15 protein-coding genes and 1 pseudogene are annotated in these 20,384 nt (G+C 65.9%); 11 read left to right on the top strand and 5 right to left on the bottom strand.

Going from position 1 to position 20,384, the window contains the following annotated elements:
- Positions 1-3: 3 nt before the first annotated feature.
- Positions 4-1,281, bottom strand: a complete 1,278-nt coding sequence (locus JVH1_RS09415; protein WP_009478725.1) for a S8 family serine peptidase — start codon at positions 1,279-1,281, stop codon at positions 4-6.
- A 189-nt stretch (positions 1,282-1,470) separates the two neighbouring features.
- Complete coding sequence (locus JVH1_RS09420; RefSeq protein WP_009478724.1) at positions 1,471-1,896, bottom strand: hypothetical protein; 426 nt, start codon at positions 1,894-1,896, stop codon at positions 1,471-1,473.
- 288 nt (positions 1,897-2,184) lie between these two features.
- Between JVH1_RS09420 and JVH1_RS09425 the strand changes: the two genes are divergently transcribed.
- Positions 2,185-4,803: a LuxR family transcriptional regulator gene (locus JVH1_RS09425; protein ID WP_009478723.1), complete on the top strand. Its 2,619-nt coding sequence runs from the start codon at positions 2,185-2,187 to the stop codon at positions 4,801-4,803.
- 90 nt (positions 4,804-4,893) lie between these two features.
- Here JVH1_RS09425 and JVH1_RS09430 read toward each other — a convergent pair whose 3' ends face one another.
- Positions 4,894-6,213, bottom strand: a complete 1,320-nt coding sequence (locus JVH1_RS09430) for an HNH endonuclease signature motif containing protein (protein ID WP_009478722.1) — start codon at positions 6,211-6,213, stop codon at positions 4,894-4,896.
- 128 nt (positions 6,214-6,341) lie between these two features.
- Between JVH1_RS09430 and JVH1_RS09435 the strand changes: the two genes are divergently transcribed.
- Positions 6,342-6,845: a hypothetical protein gene (locus JVH1_RS09435; RefSeq protein WP_009478721.1), complete on the top strand. Its 504-nt coding sequence runs from the start codon at positions 6,342-6,344 to the stop codon at positions 6,843-6,845.
- Here the strand turns inward: JVH1_RS09435 and JVH1_RS09440 are convergent.
- The gene (locus tag JVH1_RS09440) at positions 6,829-7,227 is read right to left on the bottom strand and encodes a hypothetical protein (RefSeq protein WP_009478720.1); all 399 of its coding nucleotides are present in this window, start codon (positions 7,225-7,227) and stop codon (positions 6,829-6,831) included. The two genes, JVH1_RS09435 and JVH1_RS09440, sit on opposite strands and share 17 nt — an antisense overlap.
- A 350-nt stretch (positions 7,228-7,577) precedes the next feature.
- Between JVH1_RS09440 and JVH1_RS09445 the strand changes: the two genes are divergently transcribed.
- On the top strand, positions 7,578-9,413 hold the full coding sequence (locus JVH1_RS09445; protein WP_009478718.1) for an MFS transporter: 1,836 nt from the start codon (positions 7,578-7,580) through the stop codon (positions 9,411-9,413).
- 10 nt (positions 9,414-9,423) lie between these two features.
- On the opposite strand, the pseudogene JVH1_RS09450 reads toward JVH1_RS09445, so the two are convergent.
- Positions 9,424-11,015: pseudogene (locus JVH1_RS09450) on the bottom strand (GMC family oxidoreductase).
- A gap of 315 nt (positions 11,016-11,330) precedes the next feature.
- Between JVH1_RS09450 and JVH1_RS09455 the strand changes: the two are divergent.
- From JVH1_RS09455 to JVH1_RS09490, 8 genes are all read left to right on the top strand, one after another.
- Positions 11,331-11,762, top strand: a complete 432-nt coding sequence (locus JVH1_RS09455) for a nitroreductase/quinone reductase family protein (protein WP_009478715.1) — start codon at positions 11,331-11,333, stop codon at positions 11,760-11,762.
- A gap of 120 nt (positions 11,763-11,882) precedes the next feature.
- Positions 11,883-13,322, top strand: a complete 1,440-nt coding sequence (locus tag JVH1_RS09460; protein WP_009478714.1) for a family 43 glycosylhydrolase — start codon at positions 11,883-11,885, stop codon at positions 13,320-13,322.
- Between the two features lie 175 nt (positions 13,323-13,497).
- Positions 13,498-14,922 carry an FAD-binding oxidoreductase gene (locus JVH1_RS09465; protein WP_009478713.1) on the top strand — a complete coding sequence of 475 codons (1,425 nt, stop codon included), beginning with the start codon at positions 13,498-13,500 and terminating at the stop codon, positions 14,920-14,922.
- Entirely contained in the window at positions 14,919-15,299 is a 381-nt protein-coding gene (locus JVH1_RS09470; RefSeq protein WP_009478712.1) for a cupin domain-containing protein, read from the top strand. The genes JVH1_RS09465 and JVH1_RS09470 overlap by 4 nt, the downstream gene beginning before the upstream one ends.
- A gap of 78 nt (positions 15,300-15,377) precedes the next feature.
- On the top strand, positions 15,378-16,913 hold the full coding sequence (locus JVH1_RS09475; RefSeq protein ID WP_009478711.1) for an APC family permease: 1,536 nt from the start codon (positions 15,378-15,380) through the stop codon (positions 16,911-16,913).
- Between the two features lie 85 nt (positions 16,914-16,998).
- Positions 16,999-17,460, top strand: coding sequence for an Lrp/AsnC family transcriptional regulator (locus JVH1_RS09480; RefSeq protein ID WP_009478710.1), 462 nt, complete (start codon positions 16,999-17,001; stop codon positions 17,458-17,460).
- Positions 17,457-18,842: an aspartate aminotransferase family protein gene (locus JVH1_RS09485; RefSeq protein WP_009478709.1), complete on the top strand. Its 1,386-nt coding sequence runs from the start codon at positions 17,457-17,459 to the stop codon at positions 18,840-18,842. The genes JVH1_RS09480 and JVH1_RS09485 overlap by 4 nt, the downstream gene beginning before the upstream one ends.
- On the top strand, positions 18,839-20,332 hold the full coding sequence (locus tag JVH1_RS09490) for a gamma-aminobutyraldehyde dehydrogenase (RefSeq protein ID WP_009478708.1): 1,494 nt from the start codon (positions 18,839-18,841) through the stop codon (positions 20,330-20,332). The genes JVH1_RS09485 and JVH1_RS09490 overlap by 4 nt, the downstream gene beginning before the upstream one ends.
- Positions 20,333-20,384: the final 52 nt, after the last annotated feature.

Here is a 20,384-nt window from a genome sequence, read left to right on the forward strand (position 1 = left end):
CTTCTATCCGGATGCCTGGATCAGCCCGGCACCGACGTCGAGTGACGGCAACGCGAGCCGCCGGGAATGCTGGGTAAGCAGTGACCACAGATCGCGGCCGGTGCGCCCGGTCTTCTCGCACCATAGGGCAGCGATGCCCGCGACGTGCGGAGTGGCCATACTCGTTCCATTCTTCGAGCCGTAGCGCACAGGCATCGGCACAGACGAGAACACCCGCACGCCAGGTCCTGCCACGTCGATCTGACCACCGGCGACGGGGTTGCTCGCGGCGGAGAAATTGGCAAGCCCGAGATCGGGGTCGACTGCAGCGACGGCCATGATCGACGGACTGTTGGCTGGTACGTCCACCAGTCCCGGGCGTCCTGCGGCTCTGTTCGCATTGTTGCCGGCCGCGGCCACGATCAGCACTCCGGCCGCCAGCGCACGCTGCCCCACCGTCTCGTAGGCGACCGACACCGACGCGACGTCGGCACCGAGCGACATCGAGACGATCTGACAACCGTTGACGATGGCCCACTCGATGCCTGCGAGGATCCCACCATCCACGCCACGCCCCTGATCCGACAGAACCTTCCCGACGAAGATGTCGGCCTCGTGAGCCACTCCGTATCGGCGGGTGCCGGCCGCTGCCGCCGGACCGCAGGCCGTTCCGATGCAATGCGTGCCGTGTCCGTGCCCGTCCTGAGGTTCTGCGCCCGGAATGAACGACTGGGCCGTGATGGTGCGACCGTGGAAATCCGGGTGGGTGATATCGAATCCGGTGTCGAGGACGGCGATCCTCACACCGCGCCCACTGCACGCCGACGACGTGGTGCGAGTCGCCTGCAGTCCCCACGTGAACTCCGGCGTATCCAGGAAGTGCTCGGTGTCTTCTGCCGCGCCTGCACCGTTCTCAGGCCGTGCGATCTCTACGACGGTGTCCTCACTGTCCAGCGCATGGTGGACCAATTCGGGTTCGACCGAGAGGACCGCGATGTCGGGCGAGGCGGCCGCGGTGTGGAGTGCGGCCAACTGGTTGGCGTCCGCGGTCACCACTGCAATTCCGAGTTCGTCGAACAGAATTGCGTCGGATACTGCCGCCAGTTCGAGATCCATTGCCGAAGAAGTGAACTCGCTACTTCTCGTTACAGTCGAGCCCCCGGTGAGGGACCGAAGGAGTGCTGTGGGACCCGCTCGCCTCCCGTCGTCCGTGAACACCACCACCTGACGGCCCGTCGTCTCGGCCCGCGAATCCGCGACTGGCCCGTCGCCGTCGCGGTCGGAATCTTCTCGAGATATCACTGTTTCGTCCTTCTACTCTGGATCGCGGCGCACTCGTCGTCGCGTCGATGTGTCTACTTGCCTTCGGTTTTCGTTCGTGTGTGACGCTCGTTGGACACACTCAACGGTCCGGCATGTGATCCCGACTTCCGCGAGTAGCGCGCTACCCGAATTTCTCGCGGACCTAGCTGTCGGGGTGGGTAGTTCGGTTCACGCGACCGCACAGATCACGTGGTACCAGTCGACGACGACGGACTTCACGCCGATCGATGCGATCATCGTCCGGATCGGACCGTCGAGACACAACTGGCTGTCGACGTGCCGAGCTTCGGAGCAACCGCAGATGCTCTGTGCTGCCCGTAACCCGATCAGGATCTCAGGCGAGGATTCGGATCGACTGCCCTCGATGAGGAGGGCCTCCTCGTCGACGACGCGGACCGCGACGTCGTGTCGGTCGGCGACGTCGCCGACGACCAGTGCAAGGTAGTCGACGTCGTCGACGCGGATGGCGATCAGTCGCGCCGTGCCGGTTCCCACCGGCACGACTTCGTCCAACACCAGGACAGCGGACTCGACTTCACGGAGTTCGACTCGTCTCGCCGTCCAACTGAAGAAGGGTTCCGGCCGCGCGGTCATGACATGCTCCTGTAGTTCGACGCAACAACTTTCCGCGATACCCATTCAGCGTCGCCCGGATGTCGGTTAATCTCGCGAGTAGCGTCCTACCCGATCCTGCGGGACGCGCTTTCGGTCGATGTCGAAACCGAACTCGTGCCCGTGTCTTCCTACTCAACCCTCCGATGCTTCTGGCGTACTGCGGCCGAAAGCGACCTCAAGGTTGTATTGCGCTGTTTCGCTGGAGAACTCGCGATCAATACTCGTCTCGGTGCTGTCACCAGTGCCGTGAGAATCTAGAATCAGTGCATGGGTCCGACGTGGCCTCTGATTCAGCGGCAAGTCGAGTTCGACGCGATCACCGCGTCGCTCACGACTCGGTCCGGGGGATGCGGTGTCGTCCTCACGGGTGATCCCGGCGTCGGCAAGACCACCCTCGCGAGGTTCGCCACCGAGTCGTTGCCGCGTGACGTGAAATGGGTGGCGGGCACCGAGTCGGCGCGGAGCATCCCGCTGGGTGTGTTTGCCCATCTGGTCGGGGCGTCCACCTCCCGGGATCCGGTCGCCTTTCTGTCCGCGGCGCGGCAGGCGCTCCTCGACGACGGCCACAGTCGTGATGTAGTGATCGGTGTCGACGACGCGCACCTTCTCGATCAGCTCTCGGCGACGTTCCTTCATCAGCTTGCGCTCGACCGGGCGGTGCACATCGTGGCCACCGTTCGCAACGGCGAGACCGTGCCCGACGCGATCACGTCGTTGTGGAAGGACGGTCACCTCCTGCGGCTCGAACTGGCGCCGTTCAGCCGGGAACAGAGCGTCGAGTTGATCGAATCCGTGTTGGACGGCCCCCTCGAGGGGCTGAGCGCGGACATGATCTGGGAGGCGTCCGGCGGGAACGCGTTGTTCGTCCGCCATCTGGTGGAGGGCGCTCTCGAAGCGGGGACGCTGCGCCGTTCCGGTGGCGTCTGGCAGTTGCGGGGCCGTGCCGCCATCACGTCCGAACTCGCTTCTCTGCTGGAGCACCGGATCGATCAGATCCCCCACGACGTGTTGCAGGCGTTGCAGCTTCTCACCTTCTGCGAGCCGCTCGATCTGGACATCCTCGGGCAGCTAGCGGGTGAGGACGCGGTGGAGGAGGCCGAGCGACGCGGCCTCGTCAGAATCATTGAGGATGGACACCGGCTCGACGTCCGTTACACGCATCCACTGTTCGGTGAGGTGATTCGACGACGGGTGGGGCGCGCGGCGGGCCGGAGGCTCCGGGGACAGCTCGTGGAGGCGCTGAGCAGCCGGGCCGTGGTCGGATCCTCAAATCGAATTCGACTGGCAGAGTTGGCGCTCGACAGCGACCGGTCCGTCGAACCCGATCTGTTGGTCAACGCCGCCGAGGATGCAATCGGTTTAGCGAATGTTCCTCTGGGGGAACGGCTCGCGCGCGCGGCACTCGACCAGACCGGCAGCTTCGAGGCCGCCGACCTCCTGGCCCGAGCTCTGCTGTGGCAGGGGCACGCGACAGAGGCCGAATCGTTGCTGCGGTCCTTTTCGCCCGACACCCTGGACCAGGTGCAGCTGGTGCGCTGGGGTACGTCGCGGATCGCAAACCTGTTTTGGGCGAGCGGCGAGTCGGAGAAGGCCGACGAGGTCCTCGCGGTTCTCCGCGAGAAGGTCACGCATCCCAGTCTCGTGCCGATCATCGAGGGCATCGGCTCGGTGTGCGCGGTGTTCGAGAATCGGCCCGAGGAAGCAGCAGCGGCGGCGAAGGCGATTTTGTCCTGCGCCCGAGTATTGCCGTGGGCGATCGAGTGGGCGTTCTTCGGTGGCGGGTTGTCCCTGGCACTCATGGGACGCGGCGGCCAAGTGCCGGAACTGGCGGCACGCAGCGCAGCGGTGGCCGATCAGATCGACGGGTTGCTGCGGTTCCCTGCCGCGCACGGCGAGATCCTGGCGTTGACCCTCACCGGACAGTTCGGCGCGGCGCAGCGCCGGGCCGAGGAATACCTCTCGTTGGCGTCGAGCGGCCGCTACGTTGCGTGGGGGCTTGCGAACATCCTGGTGGGGACGGTGGAACTTGCCCGCGGTCGGTTCACCGACGCCGCGGGTCGACTCGAACAGGCGATCGCCGCCCTCAACGTCGGCGATACCGCCGATGCGATCTCGTGGAGTTTTCCCGCCTACATCGTGCTCGGTCAGGCGTATGCGGAACTCGGTCGCATTCACGAGGCTGACGGGATCATCACCGCGGCGCAGGCTCGGAACGGCCGGCACGTTGCCGTGTTCGGGCCCCAACTGATGATGTCGCAGGCGTGGCTCGCCGCAGCACGAGGTGAAACCTCGCGGGCCGTCGACCTGTCGCGGTCGGCGGCAGAGTGCGCTTGTAAATCAGGGCAATTCGGCATCGAGGCGGTCGCGCTTCACCTTGCAACCCGGTTCGGCGACACGACGACCGCTACGCGGCTCGCCGAGTTGGCCGAAATCTGCGACGGCCAACTCGTCGACATCGTTGCCCGGCATGCAGCGGCAGTCGCGGCAGGAAACGGGTGCGGTGTGGCCTCGGCAGCAGCCGAATTCGAGAGAATCGGTGCTCTGCCGGATGCCGCCGACGCCTACGCTCGGGCAGCGATCGCGTTTACGCATGCCGGCGATAAGCGGCGTTCTGTCGAGTGCGCTGCCGCGGCCGAAGCCCTGTCGGCCCGATGCGACCACATGTCGTCACCCGCACTGGTGGAAGCGGCCCGTCCTCTCCCCCTCACGAGTCGTGAACGGGAGGTGGGGTCGATGGTTGCGGCCGGGTTGTCGAACCGGCAGATCGCCGATCGGTTGTTCGTCTCGGTGCGCACGGTGGAGGGGCATATCTACCGTGCGTGTATGAAGCTCGACGTCGCCGATCGCAACGGCGTTGCGCAGGCGATGGGCACGACGGTTCGGTGACACCGACCGGACTCCTGGCACCACGACCTGCCGGCTCGACGACAGGATTTGTCCTGTCACCGAGTCGGCGTGGTGCGCGGTGTCGCGTGGTCAGGAGGCTCGGGGCCGGGCCCGGTTGTGCGCCGGCATCGGCTTTCGTTCCCAGTCGACCTGCCGGGGTGGAATGAATGTGGGGTGCCGGTCGGCTCCCATCTCTATCTCCCAGTCGCTGTGGTGCAGCAGCCGGTGGTGGAAGCCGCAGAGCAGCACCAGGTTACCCATGTCGGACGGCCCGCCTGCGGACCAGTGAATGATGTGGTGACCTTCGCACCAGGACGGCGGCGCACCACACCCTGGGAATGCGCATCCTCGATCCCTCGCCACCAACGCTTTTCGCTGCGTCTTCGTGACTGTCCGGGTGGAGATGCCGAGGTCGAGTGGCGCCCCGTTGTCGTCGAGCACGATCGGCGTGTAGATCGAATCGCAGCTGAGGAGCCGGGCTGCCCTGAGACTCAGTGGCCCCATCCACTCGGTCCACGCCACCCCATCGACGGCGAAGAGCGAGTCGTCCGGCGAGGCGGCGGCATCCTGCTGTGCTCGTGCACTGCAGTCGGTGTGGTCGGCGAGATCCTTGACGTTCACGTGGACGGAGACGTGTGGTCGTTCGCCGCCTTCTTCGCCCGCGATCCCGGAGTCGAGATAGCGGCGCAGGAGTTCGGTGAACCCATCGGCCCGCCGCTGCCCGGGAGTGCGGGGGTCCTTGGTTCCGTCCTGCGCGGGCCGCGGCTTGGACAGTCCGGAGAGCGCCGACAGCAGCATCTCACCGGTCACGGCATCCAGGTCGCCCTTGACGGCGACGCGGCCGTTGAGCGTCTTGGACGCGTGGAACTCGTTGAGGTCGGTGTCTTCACTGGGCGGCGGATCGTCGGACTCGAAGGCGCGTTCCAACCTGGCGATCACGGCGCGCACCGCGTCCGTGTTCGCGGTGGGACCGGTTGCGGCGAACAGCAACGCATTTCGGCAGTCATCCAACGCTTCGAGCGGCATGCCCTTGGGTGGCCGTTCGCAGAACTTCATGATCAGCGCTGCGTGCTCCGCCGAAATGTTGGTGCCGAAGTACTCGTCCGCGATCTCCGGTTGGAGACGCAAACCTCGGCCCAACAGCACGATTCGCCCCGCCGCGCCCACCTCGAGCAACGTCTTGGAAGCCAGCCACATCTTGGCGTTCGGAAACCCCAGCACGTCGACCTTGCAGCGATGGTCGACGGCCCCGACGAGCTTGACACGCAAGGCTTCGAGTCGCTGAATCTCCTCCGAGATACGAACGACCGATTCGAGCAACTCCGCCTCGGCCAGACGCCACGCATCACCGACCGCGGTCGCCAGAATCTCGTCCGACAACGCCCCCTGGATATCTCCCCCGAGCCCCATGTTCGAATCTTACTTCGAACGTTTGTTCGAGTCAATGGTTTCGTGACAGCCGCGATCTTCGGGTAACCCCACCGAAGAAGTCCCGGAACGACATACGAAGTACGCGAACGGGTGGCACGCTTGACGGTGTGACAACCCCGGATCCGGCGACCGAACCCCACCGCAGTCGCTTGCGCCGTCTGCGTGCCGCGTGGCGGAGGAAGCTCGATCCGAGTGAGCAGTCGGCGGTGGTGTCGTGGGGCGCGTTCACGCTGACGTTCGCGGGGGTGCGGGCGTTGACGCACTGGATCAGGCGCGGGCACGGACCCGCCGGCGGTGGGTTGAGTCTCCACGGCCGTCATTTCCACCATTACAACCTCGGCATCGCAGCGCTGGCCGGGGTCGGGGCGGTGGCGGTGCGTGGCTCCGAGAAGCAGCGCCACCATCCGACAGTGCCGATCTCATACGGCGTCGGCACCGCGCTCATCGTCGACGAGTTGGCGTTGCTGCTGGACTTGCAAGACGTCTACTGGGCAAAGGAAGGGCGCACCAGCGTCGACGCCGCGGTGATCATCATCGGGCTCGGCGGGCTGATGACCGCCGGATTCGAGTTCTGGCCCGCGGCCCAACGCGCGCTCACGGAGCCGACGTAGGCGGAAGCGCACCGGGCAACCGGGCGTTCCCCCACGGCTCGATGTCGTAGACGGGGATGCAGCGCAGGCCGAGGGCGCGCACGCGCTGCACGACCGCCGCATCCGCCGACGCACCGGTCCCGTCGGCCACGGCTTCGGTGACGATCGCGCACAGCACGTCGCCCTGGAGTTCGCGTACGGGTTTCAGCCCCTGCTCCACTGTCCAGTGCCGCACGGCGGCCCAGTGCGTCACTTCGGTGACGGTGGACGGGTTGCCGATGAACAGCACGCTGCGCGTGACGTTCCGCCCGCCCGCGACGGCCGATGACTGCACCTGAATCTCCGCCTCGGTGCACCACTCGGACGCCACCTCGGCCAACGTGGTGCTCGAAATCGTCGACATCCTCTAGGTCCTGTTCCTGCGTCCGACTCGCATGAAAGTCATCCTGTCGCGTATCGGGCGCCGCGACTGTCCCCCGATCGGGCCTTGAATGGGATGATTCGACTGTCCCCCGATCGGGCCACAGCGCCTGGGGTGCGGGGTGGAACGAGACGTCGTATCATCACAAACCTGATCGACCGTCTCGACGGAACCGATTGAGCGACAGCGACATAACGGACAAACCGGGCATTTCCATTCAGGGGAAGCCACGGTCAGCCGATTGCCCACCACAAGAAACACGCGGCAACCGAACACTTTGCCTTCCGATTACTTACTTTTGGAAACTATGAAAACCCGAGAGGTGAAATCCCTTGGTCTCCCACACGAAGGAACCTTCCGCCCCGGTCGGTGACGGCACCCGGACCCTCGACGAGCTCGGCCCGCACTACAAGTGGATTGCGCTGTCGAACACCACCCTCGGCATGCTGGTGGCGACGATCAACTCGTCGATCGTGCTGATCGCGCTCCCCGACATCTTCAAAGGCATCCACCTCAACCCACTCGAACCCGGCAACACGAGCTACTTGCTGTGGATGATGATGGGCTTCCTCGTCGTCACCGCGGTCCTGGTGGTGAGCTTCGGACGGCTCGGCGACATGTTCGGCCGCGCCCGGATGTACAACATGGGCTTCGCGGTGTTCACGATCGCCTCGATCTTCCTGGCAGTGACGTGGTTCGACGGGACCGAGGCGGCACTGTGGCTCATCGGGTGGCGCGTCGTCCAGGGTGTGGGCGGAGCGTTCCTGATGGCGAACTCGTCGGCAATCCTCACCGATGCCTTCCCCGCCGATCAGCGTGGGCTGGCGCTCGGGATCAATGGTGTCGCCGCGATCGCCGGATCGTTCCTCGGCCTGCTCATCGGCGGCATCCTCGCGCCGATCCACTGGAATCTCATCTTCCTCGTCTCGGTTCCCTTCGGTGTGGTCGGCACGATCTGGGCCTACCTCAAACTCCGCGACACCGGCGTCCGTCGGCACGCCGACATCGACTGGTGGGGAAACATCACGTTCGCCGTCGGATTGATCGCCGTCCTGGTCGGCATCACCTACGGCATCCAGCCGTACGGCTCCTCGTCGATGGGCTGGACCAGTCCGTTGGTGCTCTGGTGCCTCGTCGGCGGCCTCGCCGTCCTCGCAGCGTTCTGCGTCATCGAGACGAGGGTCGCGAATCCCCTGTTCAACCTGCACCTGTTCCAGATCAAGTCGTTCACCTGGGGAAACATCGCCAATCTGGTGGCGTCGCTCGGCCGCGGCGGGCTGCAGTTCATCCTGATCATCTGGCTCCAGGGCATCTGGCTGCCGCAGCACGGCTACGACTACAGCCGCACCCCGCTGTGGGCGGGCATCTACATGCTGCCGATGACCATCGGGTTCCTGTTGTCGGCGCCGGTATCCGGGGTCATCTCCGACCGGTTCGGCACCAAATGGTTCACCAGCACCGGCATGTTCATCACCGCGGGCACGTTCGGACTACTGATCGCCCTGCCGGTCGACTTCGACTACTGGGCCTTCGCCGTGACGCTGCTGATCAACGGCATCGGAATGGGGATGTTCTCCGCGCCGAACCGGGCGGAGGTGATGAACAGTCTTCCCGCCGACGCGCGCGGCGTCGGTGCGGGCATGATGACGACTTTCCAGAACGCGGCGATGGTGCTGTCGATCGGATTCTTCTTCAGTCTGATGATCGCCGGCCTCAGTTCCAACCTTCCGGCCGCGATGAGCGACGGACTGATGGCGAACGGGGTGCCCGCGGCGCAGGCCACTCAGATCGCGAATCTGCCCGCCGTCGCCGTGCTGTTCGCGGCGTTCCTCGGCGTCAACCCGATTCAGGAACTGCTCGGGCCGAATCTGTCGTCACTCGCCGAGCAGCAGCAGGCACACCTGACCGGTCTGGACTTCTTTCCCCAGCTGATTTCCGGCCCGTTCGCCGACGGCCTCGCAATGGCGTTCGCCTTCGCGATCGTCGCGTGCGTTATCGGCGGAATCGCCTCGCTGCTCACCGGACCGCAGAAGAAGGCGTCGGCGGGCGAGCCGCACGAGTCTGTCGGCGCGGAACTTGCCGGAATCGCCGGCGAGGCTGGAATCGGCCCGAGCGAACTCGTCGACCAACGACCCGATGCGATGCACAACGCGAGGTCGCGGGCGTAGGTTGTGGAACTCAGGTATTGCGGATCAGATCGGCGGCTCTCTCCCCAATCAGTACCGACGGTGCATGGGTGTGGCCGCGGATGATGGCGGGCATCACGGATGCGTCCGCGACGCGAAGTTTGTCGATGCCCCGGACTTCGAGGTCGGATGTGACGACGCTGGCAGCATCTCGGCCCATGCGGCAGGTACCAACCGGGTGGTAGATCGTCTGACCGAGCTCTTCGAGCGCACGGGTCAGCATCTCCTCGTCGGGTGTTCCCGGTGGGGCGGTCGGCCGGACGATCGGGCCGAGCTGGGTTTTCAACGAGGGTGCGGATGCGAGAGCGGAGCAGATCCGTAGGCCTTCGAGCATCGCGGTCCGGTCGATTCCATCGCTGTCGCTGAGGTAACGAGGGTCGATGACCGGCTTCGCGGTGGGATCGGCAGATCGCAACGTGACCTGACCGCGGCTGGCCGGTTTGAGGAGTACGGCGCCGATGACGACGGCGTGCGCGGTGGGGGCGACAAGCCCTTCTTCGAAGAACGGGGCGGGGGCGAAGAGTATCTCGAGATCGGGAAGTGGCAGGTCGGGGCGGCTGCGGACGAACCCGTACGCTTCCTCGACATTCGAGGTCAGCATGCCCTTGCGTCGGAGGAGATAGTTCACAAGCTCGGGGATCTTGTCGGCGGCAAACAGCGACCCGGATTCGACGCTGTACCCGAACGCGGACACGAAGTGATCGGTCAGGCCCCGTCCGACTTCGGGGAGGTGAAGGTGCACCGCGATGCCGTGCCGGCGCAGCAGCTGTTCGTCGCCGACACCGGAGAGCATCAGCAATTGAGGTGTGTTGACGGCCCCGCCGGCGAGGATCACTTCCTTGTGGGCGTGGACGGTGCGGCGGTCGCCGTCCTTTTCGTATTCGACGCCGACCGCGGCGGTTCCCTCGAACAGGATTCGGGTGGCGTGCGCCTCGGTGAGAACGGTCAGGTTCGTCCGTCGGCGGGCGGGTTTGAGATAGGCATCGGCCGCGCTCCACCTGGCACCACGCTTCTGGGTGACCATGGATCGCGAAAAACCCTCCGGTTGAGCGATATTGGCGGACTCTATCGGGTAGCCGTTTCTATGACCGCATCCAGGAACGCGGTGGTGAGTGGTCGTGGACTGCGCTGGTGGGAGACGATGATCGGCCCGGAGTTTCCGGTGTCCGGGTGGGCGCCGTCCTGCACGTTCTCGATGCGGCGGAAGTACTCGACTACTTCGGCGAATGACCATGACGTGTCGTCGGTGAGGTCGGCCCATTCGTCGTAGTCGGCGGCGAACCCTCGTACCCACATCATCGCGTTCATCGATGACGACCCGCCGAGCATCTTGCCGCGCGGCCAGTAGATCTGCCGGCCGCCGAGTTCGGGTTGCGGCTCCGTCAGGTAGTCCCAGTCGACCTCGCTCCGGAACAGCTTCGCGAATGCGGCGGGAATGTGGACGAACTTGTTCTTATCCGGCGGTCCGGCCTCGAGGGCTATAACCTCGCTGTGAGGTTCGGCGCTGAGCCGGTTGGCGAGCACGGCCCCTGCCGAGCCGGTGCCTACGATGACGTAGTCGGCTGCGGTCGGTTGCTGAGTCATTTCTTCATCTCCGTGTCGTTGATGACTGGCTGCCCCGAGGCTTCAGGTTCCGGGGTGGTTACGGCGACGAGCCGGTCGCTCGTGCCCCTCACCGCATCGATCGGGAGTGGTTCTCCGAACGTCCGACCTTTTGGCCAGACACTCGCCATGACCTGAGCGTAAGCGCTCACCTGGGAAAATGCGACCGCGTGGTCTGATACCGAAGTGGAAGTTTCTACGCCGGCATCCGACCGGTCGCGCTCGACATCCGTGTCGGAACTGCGGGCGCGACCGAACGAAAGCACGTGAGGACGCCGACCCGTTACGCTGAAAACCATGCCTTCGGACCGCGGACTCAAGTTCATGAACGCCGCCCACCGCGCGCTCCTGCGCATTACCGGCGGGCGGGTGGGGCGGAGTTTCGGCAAGATGCCGGCGGTGGAGTTGACCACCGTCGGCCGCAAGACCGGGAAGGTGCACAGCGTCATGCTGACCGTGCCGGTGCGGGAAGGCGACACGCTCGTCGTGGTGGCCTCACGCGGCGGCGATGACCGCAACCCCGCGTGGTTCCTGAACCTGCAGGCCAACCCGGTGGTCCAACTGTCGCTGCAGGGAAACCCCGCGCAGTCCATGCGCGCTCACGTGGCAACCCCGGAGGAGCGGGCCCGTCTGTGGCCGAAAGTGACCGCCGCCTACAAGGGGTACGCCGGCTACCAGAAGAAGACGGACCGCGAGATCCCTCTGGTTCTGCTCGACCCCACGACCTGACGGCGGTCACTCAGCAGAACACGGTTCGGTTGCAGTCCGGCGCTGTGAGCCGGTTCCTCCCTTAACCTCGACCTCACCCTTATAGATTGCGACTTCCGGGCGGGCGAGGTTGGGAGTGACGTGGACACTGACGATGCTGCGCTGCGCAAGTTCGGCACCCGACACCGTCCGCGACGCGGGTGGATCGTGGCGACCCTGACGCTTCTCGTCCTCATGGTCGCGCCTGCCCCGTCGGCGACAGCCGAAGCGATCGTGCAACCGGTGGCCGCCGACCCGAGCGTCGTCCGCGCATCCGACGGCATGTTCTACATGTACACGACCGCCGACGACTGGGGCGACGGCCAGGGCATGCACAACATGTCGATGTTCAAGTCCGCCGACCTCATGGACTGGATGTACCTCGGCGACGTCTTCCCCGACCGGCCCGCGTGGCATCCAGACGGCAAGCTCGCGTGGGCACCGAACGTCCTCGAATCCGACGGCAAGTACAGCCTGTACTACTCGCTCTACGACGAGTCGAACCCGTGCATCGGTCTCGCCACCGCCGACAGGCCCACCGGACCGTGGACCGATCTGGGCCGCCCCGTGTTCTGCGCCCACGACGTCGGCGTCGGCGGCACCATCGACCCGTTCGTGTGGGACGACGGCACGACGAAGACGATGTTCGTCGGCAACTTCCAGGGCGTTCATGCCATCCCGCTCAGCCCGGACGGGACCGCGGCGGCCGGCGAACCCGTACGCGTCGCGGACGAGCGCTTCGAAGGCCCGTTCGTCGAGTTCCACGACGGCTACTACTACCTGTTCCTCTCGGCCGGCAATTGCTGCAACGGCGCCGACACCGCCTACCGCGTCCTCGTCGGCCGGTCGGAGTCGCTGACGGGGCCGTACCTCGACCGGAAGGGCCAGGACCTGAACGAGGGTGGCGGCGCCCTCATCCTCGCCGGCAGCGAACCATGGGCGGGGCCGGGCCACAACACGGTGGTCTCCGACGACGCGGGCTCGGATTGGATCGTGTACCACGCCATTCCGCGCGACAAGCGGGATCTGCCCAGCGGAGCCCGCCGGCGCGAGGGGATGATGGACCGGATCGTGTGGGCGAACGGCTGGCCCGAGGTGGGCGACGGTTCGCCCGCGTCGACCGGGCCGGCGAACCCCGACACGGACCTGCCGGTGCGGGTCACGCTGCGCGCCGATTCCGACACCACACTGCCCGCGGGCGGCGGCACCGTCGACACCACCATGCTCGTCGAGGCACCCGAGGACCGTCCCTACGCGGGGCAGGTATGGGTCAGCGCGGTCTCCGCGGACGGCCAGACAAGCGACCCCTTCTTCGGGCCGATCGACGTCGATCTGCAGCCCGGCGAGGTCCTCGAGGAGGCCGTCGCGTACACGGTGCCGGGAGATGCGGTCGCGGGGACCTATTACGCCTACGCCTTCGCGGGCACCTTCCCCGACGAGACCGTCGAGTTCGGCACCGTTCACGCCGTGAAGTCCGGCGACGAGGCCAGGATCAGCCCGGTCCGCTCGGTGTCGCTGCACCTCGGCACGGTCGCGCGCTGACGAGGCAGGCCAGCAAGGAACCACCGATTCGGTTTTCGATTCTCACTTCGACAACTGATTCCGCAATGTTTCTCGCCTTTTGCTATTGAAATAGTGGCAAGCGTAGGTCAGGATGGGTGCCACGGTGACGTGCCTCACACGTCACCTTCGGTCATTCCACCAACAAAGGTGCTCCATGCTGCAGACAGTGTTCGAGAAGAATCAACCGAACGCGAAGGTCGTCGACCATGCGCTCCGGCGCACTCGGTTGGCACCGTTCTGGATCGAGGACGTCGCCGACACCCCCACCTACCCGGCCGCCTCGGCCGACGCCGCGTACGACCTGGTGGTCGTCGGCGGCGGATACACCGGACTCTGGAGTGCTCTGCTCGCGAAACAGCGCCACCCCGACCTGTCCGTCGCCCTCGTGGAGGGCGAGACCATCGGATGGGCGGCATCCGGCCGTAACGGCGGGTTCGTCGAAGCCAGCCTGACCCACGGCAGCGAGAACGGACGTCGACGCTGGCCGGGAGAAATCGACACTCTGGAGGCGCTCGGACTCGAGAACCTCGACGCCATCGAGAAGACCGTCCACACCCTGGGGTTGGACTGCGATTTCGAACGGAACGGCGCGATCTCGGTCGCGATCGCCGATTACCAGGCGAAGGACGTGCTCGACACGCCGCCGAGCGCTACCACCACGGTGCTCGACGGCCCTGCGATGCGCGCGCAGGTGAACTCGCCGACGTATCTGGCCGGCGTATGGGACAAGCAGTCCACCGCGCTGGTGCATCCGGCCAAGCTCGCCACCGAACTCGGCCGAGCCTGTGCGCAGCACGGTGTCGAGATGTTCGAGCACACCAAGGTCCTCGATCTCGTCCGCTCCCGATCGTCGTCACGGGTCGGCGTTCGGACGGCGTCCGCGACCCTGTCGGCCGGCCGAGTGATCCTGGCAACCAATGCTTTTCCGTCCCTGCTGAAGCGGTACCGGCTGCACACGGTTCCGGTGTACGACTACGTGCTCATGACCGAACCGCTGTCCGACGCACAGCTCGCGGAGGTGGGATGGTCTGCCCGGCAGGGCGTCGCCGACATGTCCAACCAGTTCCACTACTACCGGCTCACCCGCGACAACCGAATCCTCTGGGGCGGCTACGACGCGATCTACCATTTCGGGCGGGGAATGCACCACGACCTCGAGGACCGCCCCGAGTCCCACGCGAGGCTCGCAAGCCACTTCTTCACGACGTTCCCCCAGCTCGAGGGTCTCGAGTTCACCCACAGGTGGGGCGGCGTCATCGATACGTCGACACGCTTCTGCTCGTTCTTCGGCTCCGCGGCGAAGGGACGGATCGCGTACGCGGCCGGCTTCACCGGTCTCGGTGTCGGCGCTTCCCGCTTCGCGGCGAACGTCATGCTCGACAAGGTGTCCGGCGAGACGACGGCGTTGACGGAGCTGGACTTGGTGAAGTCCATGCCCCTCCCCTTCCCGCCCGAACCGTTGGCGGCGGCCGGCATCAACGCCACCCGATGGTCCCTCGATCGCGCGGACCACACGGAAGGTCGCCGGAACCTCTTCCTCAAGGCCCTCGACGCGGTGGGCTTGGGGTTCGACTCGTGAGCGACCCCGCGACCGGGGTCGTCGCCTGGGAAACCGGACCGCACATCGAGGCTCGAACCGCCGATCTCGACTACCACCGTCTCCCGGACGAGCAGGTGATCGGCGACAGCGTGCCGATGGTCGGCGAACGAGTGCTCGGCGACTTCGCCGGTGTCACCGTCGGCGTATGGGAGATCGAGCCCAGCATCTCGTCCGACGTCGAGATCGACGAGGTGTTCGTCGTGCTCAGCGGTGACGCGACAGTGCAGTTCGACGACGACACCCCCGATCTCGAACTCGGTCCCGGAAGTGTCGTCCACGTGCGGTCCGGGCAGAAGACCCGGTGGATCGTGCGCGACACGCTGCGGAAGATCTTCATCGCCGAGACGGCCACGTAACCGCGAAAACCACTACACCCCTTCATCACACACGCGCGGGCATCTCTGCCCGCAGCCGCACACCTCGAGGGAGACTTGATGAGCATTGCCGAACCGCCACCCTTGAAGACCCAGCCCTCGAAGACCCAGAACCCGCTCGGCATCGCGAAGGGCCTCAACAGCGGCGCACTGGGATTGATCGGCAACACGGTGATCGGGTTGTCCTCGGTCGCGCCCGCCTACAGTCTCGCCGCGACACTGGGATACGTCGTCCTGGCAGTCGGCGACAAGGCACCGTCGATGTTCCTCGTCGCGTTCATCCCGATGTTGCTCACGGCGTTCGCCTACCGCGAGCTCAATCGGGACACCCCGGACTGCGGCACCTCGTTCACCTGGGGCACCAAGGCGTTCGGCCCGTGGATCGGCTGGATGGCGGGGTGGGGACTCGCCGTCTCCGCGATCATCGTCCTCGCCAACACCGCGGAGATCGCGGCGATCTACCTGTTCGAGGTTCTCGGGTTGCACGCGGCGGCAGAGTCGCTCACCGCGAAGGTGCTGCTGGGGTGCTTCTTCATCGCGGCCATGACCTACGTCAGCTTTCGTGGCATCCTCATCAGCGAACGACTGCAGAATGTCCTGATCGCGGTGCAGTTCACCGTCCTCATCGGGGTCAGCGTCCTCGCACTGTCGAAGGTGTTCGGCGGCACCGCCGGCCCGCAGGCGGTCACCCCGCAACTGGACTGGATCATTCCGACCGGCGTCTCGATGTCCAGTGCCGCACAGGCGATCATCCTGTGCATCTTCATCTACTGGGGGTGGGATGCCTGCCTGGCGGTCGGTGAGGAAACGAAGGATTCGGAGCGGACGCCCGGCCGTGCCGCGGTCTTGACCACGGTCATTCTCGTCGCCACGTACGTCCTGGTCGGATACGCGGTCCAGTCGTTCGCCGGGTTCGGGGACACCGGGATCGGACTGAACAACCCCGAGAACGTCGACGACGTGCTGACCACGCTGGGCGGACCGGTCGCCGGGCCGGTGGCAGCCTCGTTGCTGCTGCTGACGGTGTCGATCTCCGCGCTCTCCTCGACCCAGACCACCATCCTGCCGACGGCGCGCGGAACGCTGTCGATGGCGGTCTACGAGGCACTGCCGCGCCGGTTCGCCTCGGTGCACCCCCGGTACATGACCCCCGGCTTCGGAACCCTGGTCATGGGAGCCGCGGCACTGCTGTTCTACCTGGTCCTGTCGTTCGCCAGCGCCAACGCCCTGCAGGATTCGGTGGCGTCGCTCGGACTCGCGGTCGCCTTCTACTACGGCATCACCGCCTACGCGTGCGTCTGGTACTTCCGTCGCACCCTCCTCGACTCGGCACGTAACCTGTTCATGCGCGGCATCTTTCCGCTGCTCGGTGCCCTCTGCATGACGTGGGCCTTCGTGCAGAGCGCCGTCGACATGCTGCGTCCCGACTACGGATTCACCGCGTTCGGCCCGTTCGGGGGCGTGTTCGTTCTCGGCGTCGGAATGCTGGTCGTCGGAATCCCCCTGATGCTGCTGTGTTTCGCGACCGGCTCCCGGAACTTCTTCCGCGGACGCACCCTCACCGCCGACACGGAAGTGAAGGTGCCCGAGTCGTGAGTACCCACGTCACCAGGAAGAGGCGATAGTTCCGAAATGTCCGAGCCGATTGTCTTCGACACGACGAGCAAGGGAGGATTCGACCATGTCTGAGCAGCCTGCCTCTCTCGATCCCGTGTCCAAGCAGATCATCGAGCAACTTCAGGAGGATGGACGACGGTCGTACTCGGCCATCGGCAAGGTCGTCGGATTGTCGGAAGCGGCTGTACGCCAACGCGTGCAGAAGCTGATCGACACCGGCGTCACGCAGATCGTCGCGGTGACCGACCCGGTGCAAGTGGGATTCTCACGTCAGGCCATGGTCGGAATCCGCTGCTCGGGGGACGTCACCGAGATCGCCGCTCGCCTCGCGGACGTCGACGCCATCGATTACGTCGTGTTGACGGCAGGCGCCTACGACATTCTGGCCGAGATCGTGTGCGAGAACGACGACCACCTCCTGACCGTGCTCAACAAAGAAATTCGCACTATTCCCGGTGTGCTCGGCACCGAGACGATGGTGTACCTGAAACTTGTCAAACAGCAATATGATTGGGGAACCCGATGACTACGGTTACCAACTCTTCGCCCACCACGGCGCACCTCGAGGCGGCCGCCCGCCGCCATCTGTGGGGGCATTTCTCCCGCCACGGGCAGGACATCACCCCGCCGATCATCACCCGCGGTGAGGGTGCCCGGATCTGGGACACCGCCGGCAAGAGCTACCTCGACGGGCTGTCCGGGTTGTTCGTCGTCCAGGCCGGACACGGCCGCACCGAACTCGCCGAGGCCGCCGCCAAGCAGGCCGAACAACTCGCGTTCTTCCCGCTCTGGTCCTACGCCACCCCACCGGCGATCGAACTCGCCGAACGCCTCGCCGGCTACGCCCCCGGCGATCTGAACCGGGTCTTCTTCACCACCGGCGGCGGCGAGGCCGTCGAAAGCGCCTGGAAACTGGCCAAACAGTACTTCAAGAAGGTCGGCAAACCCGGCAAACACAAGGTCATCTCCCGCTCCATCGCCTACCACGGCACCCCGCAGGGGGCCCTCGCCATCACCGGCATCCCCGCCCTGAAGGCCCCGTTCGAACCGCTCACCCCCGGCGCGTTCCGGGTCCCCAACACCAACATCTACCGCGCCCCCGAACCCCTCGGCTCCGACCCGAAAGCGTTCGGGATCTGGGCCGCCGACCGGATCGCCGAGGCCATCGAATTCGAGGGCCCCGACACCGTCGCCGCCGTCTTCCTCGAACCGGTGCAGAACGCCGGCGGCTGCTTCCCACCCCCGCCCGGCTACTTCGAGCGGGTCCGGCAGATCTGCGACGAATACGACGTGCTGCTGGTCTCGGACGAGGTGATCTGCGCGTTCGGCCGGATCGGGTCGATGTTCGCGTGCGACGACTTCGGGTACGTGCCCGACATCATCACCTGCGCCAAGGGCCTGACCTCGGGGTACTCGCCGATCGGTGCGATGATCGCCTCGGACCGGCTGTTCGAACCGTTCTCCGACGGGACGTCGATGTTCGCGCACGGCTACACCTTCGGCGGACACCCCGTCTCGGCGGCGGTCGCATTGGCGAACCTGGACATCTTCGAACGCGAGGGCCTCAACGCCCACGTCGCCGAGCAGGCACCGGCGTTCAGGGCCACCCTCGACAAGCTCACCGACCTGCCGATGGTCGGCGACGTGCGCGGCGAAGGGTTCTTCTACGGCATCGAGCTGGTCAAGGACAAGACCACCAAGGAGTCGTTCACCGACGACGAGGCCGAACGGATCCTGCACGGATTCCTCTCCACCGCCCTGTTCGACGCCGGCCTGTACTGCCGTGCCGACGACCGCGGCGACCCGGTCATCCAACTCGCCCCACCCCTGATCTGCGGGCAGACCGAATTCGACGAAATCGAACACATCCTCCGCAGCGTCCTCACCGAAGCCTGGACCCTGCTGTGAACCACCAGGACCTTCCCGGGCTGTACGTCGGCGGCCGCTACCTGGACGGCCGGGCCGCCGAGGTGTACGAGGTGCTCGATCCGGCCACGGGCGAGGTGATCTCCTCCCGCACCGAGGCGTCGGTGGAGGACGTCGACGACGCGGTCGCCACTGCGAAGACCGCCTATGCGGACTGGTCGACGACGAGCCCGGGGGAGCGTTCCGCCGTCATGACTCGATGGGCTGCCGAGCTCACGGAGATGTCCGACGACATCGCGCGCACCGAAACCCGGCAGACGGGCAAGCCGATCAAACTGTCGACCGAGTTCGACGTTCCCGGGTCGATCGACAACGTGTCGTTCTTCGCCGGCGCGGCCCGCAATCTGGAGGGCAAGGCGTCGGGCGAGTACTCCCCCGACCACACGTCCACCATCCGCCGTGAACCGGTCGGGGTGATCGGCTCGATCGCGCCGTGGAACTATCCGCTGCAGATGGCGGCGTGGAAGGTCCTGCCCGCGGTCGCCGCAGGCAACACCATCGTGCTCAAACCGGCGGAGATCACTCCCCTGACGTCGCTGCTGTTCGCGGAGGCCGCGTCCCGTGCCGGAATGCCGGACGGCGTCGTCAACGTGATCACCGGCCGCGGCGTGACGACCGGGTCGTCGCTGGTGTCGCACCGGGACGTGAGTATGGTGAGTTTCACCGGATCGACGCCCGTGGGACGGCAGATCGCGGCCGCCGCGGCGGGCAAGCGACTCCATCTGGAACTCGGCGGGAAGGCCCCCTTCGTGGTGTTCGACGACGCCGACCTCGAGGCTGCGATCAACGGGGCCGTCGCCGGCGCCCTCATCAACTCCGGTCAGGACTGCACCGCGGCCACCCGCGCCTACGTGCAGCGCCCGCTGTACGACGACTTCGTCGCCGGGGTGGCCTCGCTCATGGATACCGTCCGACTGGGCGACCCGTCCGATCCCGGTACCGACATGGGTCCGTTGGTGTCGCGGCGACAGCAGCAGCACGTCGCCGGGTTCATCGATCGCGCGCGCGACACCGGGGCGAAGATCGTCCGCGGCGGATCCGTCCCCGGGGGCGACCTCGCATCCGGCTTCTACTACGAGCCGACGCTCGTCGTGGGTGCCGACCAGTCCAGTGAGATCGTGCAGCGGGAGATCTTCGGCCCGGTTCTCGTCGTCCTGCCGTTCGAAAACGATTCGGACGGAATCGCACTCGCCAACGACACCGACTTCGGGCTGGCGGCGTCCGCCTGGACGCGGGACCTGTACCGGGCCCAGACCGCCTCCCGCGACATCGCCGCGGGCTGTGTGTGGCTCAACGACCACATCCCGATCATCAGCGAGATGCCCCACGGCGGGTACAAGGCGTCCGGTTACGGCAAGGACATGTCGACGTATTCGCTCGACGAGTACACCAACGTCAAGCACGTCATGTCCGACATCACCGGAACCGCCAAGAAGGACTGGCACCGGACGGTGTTCGGCGACCGACGATGAGCCCGGTCGCCGGGACGGCAGCTCGTGTGCCGTCCCGGCGACAGCGGCGGTT

Origin of the sequence: Rhodococcus sp. JVH1, from assembly GCF_000280725.2 — a bacterium.
Taxonomy (GTDB): Bacteria; Actinomycetota; Actinomycetes; order Mycobacteriales; family Mycobacteriaceae; genus Rhodococcus_F; species Rhodococcus_F jostii_A.